Here is a 3,784-nt window from a genome sequence, read left to right as displayed (position 1 = left end):
TATGTGCGCCCAGCATGGGCGTAATCTTAAGGGTGAAAGTCCCTAACACGACCTAGTAGTGGTAAGTGTATAGCTTAAGACAAGGGTGTCCACCGTGAGGTGGAATCTGAAGGAAGTCGGCGGCAAATCTCTGGTCTGACGGACAGAAATCACATATAAGGCAGGACCTATGGGTAAGATTGCATAACAAATCGAAGCCCTATAACTACTCGAAAATAGGTAATGTAAATGTGGCAGATAGATGGAGAGAAAGATTATGCTCTTACCTGGGGAGGTCTTAGATGTAAATTGTGGAAATGAATTTTGAAACAATAACCTATGTAGTGATACATAGCTGAAATCTAAGAAGTCAGCAGATGTCATAGTAATCTCGTTAATCGCGATAGCGGGGTGAAGGACTGAACGATAGGAGGTTTTGAAACTTTGAAAAACACAAAGAAGTGTGATGAAAGCAGACAACTTCATAAAGAAGGTTACCTAAGGAAGAATAGAGTGGAACTCCAAAGAAATGTAGGAGCGCCTAATACTTCATTGACGTTAGAAAAGAAACAAAACGCTGAAATTAAGTATGCCAATGGATTGTTAGAGAGGATTATAGATAGAAATAATCTTAACCTAGCGTTTAAGAGAGTGAAATCTAATAAAGGTAGTCATGGAATTGACGGTATGAAAGTAGATGAACTTCTACAATATCTAAAAGAAAATGGCGATAGCCTTCGACAATCATTATTGGACGGAAGTTATAAACCAAATCCAGTACGACGTGTAGAAATACCAAAGCCAGATGGCAAGAAACGTCCACTAGGAATTCCAACGGCAGTTGACCGCGTGATACAACAAGCCATTGCACAAGTTTTAAGTCCGATATTTGAAGAAACTTTTTCGGAGAATAGTTACGGATTTAGACCTAATAGAAATGCTCACCAAGCAATTCTAAAATGTAAAGAGCATATGGATAATGGATACAAATGGGCTGTGGATATAGACTTAGAGAAATACTTTGATACTGTAAATCATGATAAGCTAATAGGTTTAATTTATAAAGAAGTTAAAGATATTAGGGTAATTTCGCTTATAAGAAAATATCTACAAGCAGGTGTGTTGATACATGGAGTAATAAATACTACTGAAAAGGGTGTTCCACAAGGAGGAAACCTATCACCACTGCTTAGTAACATTATGTTAAATGAACTAGATACAGAGTTAGAAAAGCGAGGACTAAACTTTTGTAGATATGCTGATGATTGTAATATATATGTGAAATCAAGAAAAGCGGCAATAAGAATAATGGAAAGTATCACTAAGTTCATAGAAGAGAATTTAAAACTCAAAGTGAATAAAGAGAAAAGTAAGGTCGACAGACCATGGAAGTTAAAATATTTAGGATTCTCATTCTATAATAAGAAAGGTGAAATGGGAGTAAGAGTACATGATAAATCTGTTAAAAAACTAAAAGCTACGCTTAAGGAGATTACTGGAAGAAGTAATGCGATGAGCATGGAGAATCGGGCAGTTAAATTAAAACAAGTAATAACTGGTTGGATTAATTATTTTAAAATAGCAGATTTAAAGGCTACTTTAAAAGAGATGGATAAATGGCTAAGACGAAGGCTACGCCTATGCTACTGGAAACAGTGGAAGAAAATCAAAACCAAACATGATAATTTAATTAAGTTAGGGTTAGATAGTTTCAAGGCATTGGAGTATGCAAACACAAGAAAAGGCTATTGGAGAATTTCCCAAAGCCCTATCTTAACAAGAACATTATCCAATAAATATCTAAAAGAACAAGGGTTTATAACATTAACCGAAAGTTATTTAAGATTTAGGTAATTCTTATTGAACCGCCGTGTACCGAACGGTACGCACGGTGGTGTGAGAGGTCGGTAGATAAAACAATTATCTACCTCCTACTCGATTGATATGATGTAGAACTTTTTTATATTATAATCTTTCTAAATTTAAAGCTTCAAATTCTGCAATTTTTTCATTTTCAGCTACTGATTTTCTAGTAGCTTGGCTATTTTGTTTTGTGAAAGTTGCCTTTGTTGCTAGCGGTGGAAGAACTGTTCCAGCACCGCCTATACATCCACCTTCGCACATCATACCTTCTATGAAATTTCCTGGTAATCGGCCAACCTTGGCTAATGACATAGCCTTCTTAATTTCCATAGGTCCACTAACTTTTACAGGTTTAAATTCTACATTCACATTTTGACTATCAATATAATTTTCTATAGCAGCAGTTAATCCACCAGCAGCGGCAAAACCTCTACCATAAATTGAAGCACCATCTACATTGGAGTCCTCACATTTCTCAGGATCCATATCAAATGCATCTAATAGTGCAGATAATTCTTCAAAAGTTAAAGCATAATCTATAACATCCTTTATAGGTTCTCTTCTTATTTCTGACTTTTTAGCAGTACATGGTCCTATAAATACTATTTTAGCTTCACTATCTAGAGACTTTATATATCTACCAGTAGCTATCATAGGCGAAACTGTTGTAGATATATGAGCTGTCTCAGTAGGAAATTTTTTTTCGATATAACTAAAGAAGCCGGGACAGCAAGAGTTGGCCATATATTTATCACCATTCTCCATTTTATGAATAAACTCTTTACTTTCATGAGCAGTTACTACATCTGCTCCACAAGCAGCCTCATACATCTCTATAAATCCTATGTTTTGAAGAGCAGTCCTTATTTGGCCCATTGATACTTTGGGACCAAATTGTCCTGCAATTGCTGGAGCAACAATAGCATACATTTTCTCACCATGAGATATTCTTCTTGCCACAGGTTCAATTAGACTTTTATCGGAGATAGCACCAAAAGGACATGCAGTCATGCAGGCACCACATTGAATACAATCTTCATTTTTGATCATAGCTTGTCTATCTGTTGCTACAGAAAGTGCACCTGTAGGGCAAACTATCTTACATGGCCTTAAGACCTCGGAAATAGCTTCATAAGGGCATTGTTTTTTGCAAAGACCGCATTCTTTGCAAAGTTCTTGATTTATATAAGCTTTTCCAGCTACTCGAACCATAGCTTTAGTAGGGCAGACTTCCATACATTTATGTGCAATACATCCTCTACAGGCTTCAGTTACAGTAAATTTGTTAATAGGGCATTTATCACAAGCCGCCTCTATAACATATATAATTTGATCATCATTTTTTATGTCTACAAGATCATCAAGGCTTTCACCAGAAGGTAAATAACCTGCAGCTAGTTTAGCTCTTTGTCCTACAATAGCTCTTTCTTTATAGATACAGCATCTATACTGAGGTTTATCTTTATCCACTATACATTCGTGAATTTTTTCTAGTTTTTTAAGTGTTAATTCGTCATTTTTTGCCAAAATGGCAATGCTTTTTAAAACATCATGTTTAACTTTTTTTAACTGTGTTTCAAAAATAAACATATACCTAATCCCCTTTAAATAATTTTATACCCATATAGTTTTAGTAATGAGGATTTTATCCCCAAAATTTCTAGATATATTATAACACAAAGTCGTTAAAAAAATAACAAAATTTGAATGAAAAAAATCTAGAGTTGACGGAAATTTTCCATTTTTATGAACTGTTCAGTTAAAGCATAAAACAAGTAATAAAACTTGAAGGATAATACAATGCAAGGCGAGAATAGAGGTAATTTATGACGAATCATTGTTATAAGTTTTTTTATAATTAAAAAAGTAGTACAATATAGGGAACAATATGAAAACTTAATATATGCTCTGGAAAATAAGCTTTCTATAAAAATAGCTTAAA

2 protein-coding genes are annotated in these 3,784 nt (G+C 34.6%); one reads left to right on the top strand and one right to left on the bottom strand.

What is annotated here, in order from left to right; all coding sequences use genetic code 11:
* Window positions 1-423 precede the first annotated feature (423 nt).
* Window positions 424-1,833 carry a group II intron reverse transcriptase/maturase gene (gene ltrA / locus B2W91_RS11015; RefSeq protein ID WP_291580792.1) on the top strand — a complete coding sequence of 470 codons (1,410 nt, stop codon included), beginning with the start codon at window positions 424-426 and terminating at the stop codon, window positions 1,831-1,833.
* Window positions 1,834-1,944: 111 nt separating this feature from the next.
* On the opposite strand, the gene B2W91_RS11010 is transcribed toward ltrA, so the two are convergent.
* Window positions 1,945-3,432 carry a 4Fe-4S dicluster domain-containing protein gene (locus B2W91_RS11010; protein WP_291580789.1) on the bottom strand — a complete coding sequence of 496 codons (1,488 nt, stop codon included), beginning with the start codon at window positions 3,430-3,432 and terminating at the stop codon, window positions 1,945-1,947.
* Window positions 3,433-3,784 lie beyond the last annotated feature (352 nt).

It is taken from the genome of Clostridium sp. UBA6640, assembly GCF_002455975.1.
In the GTDB taxonomy this organism is placed as follows: domain Bacteria; phylum Bacillota; class Clostridia; order Clostridiales; family Clostridiaceae; genus Clostridium_J.
This window is presented reverse-complemented; position numbering and strand designations above follow the sequence as displayed.

Bases quoted from the DNA above. Each gene is read 5' to 3' on its own strand.
- B2W91_RS11010 (WP_291580789.1), bottom strand. From the start codon at position 3,432: ATGTTTATTTTTGAAACACAGTTAAAAAAAGTTAAACATGATGTTTTA.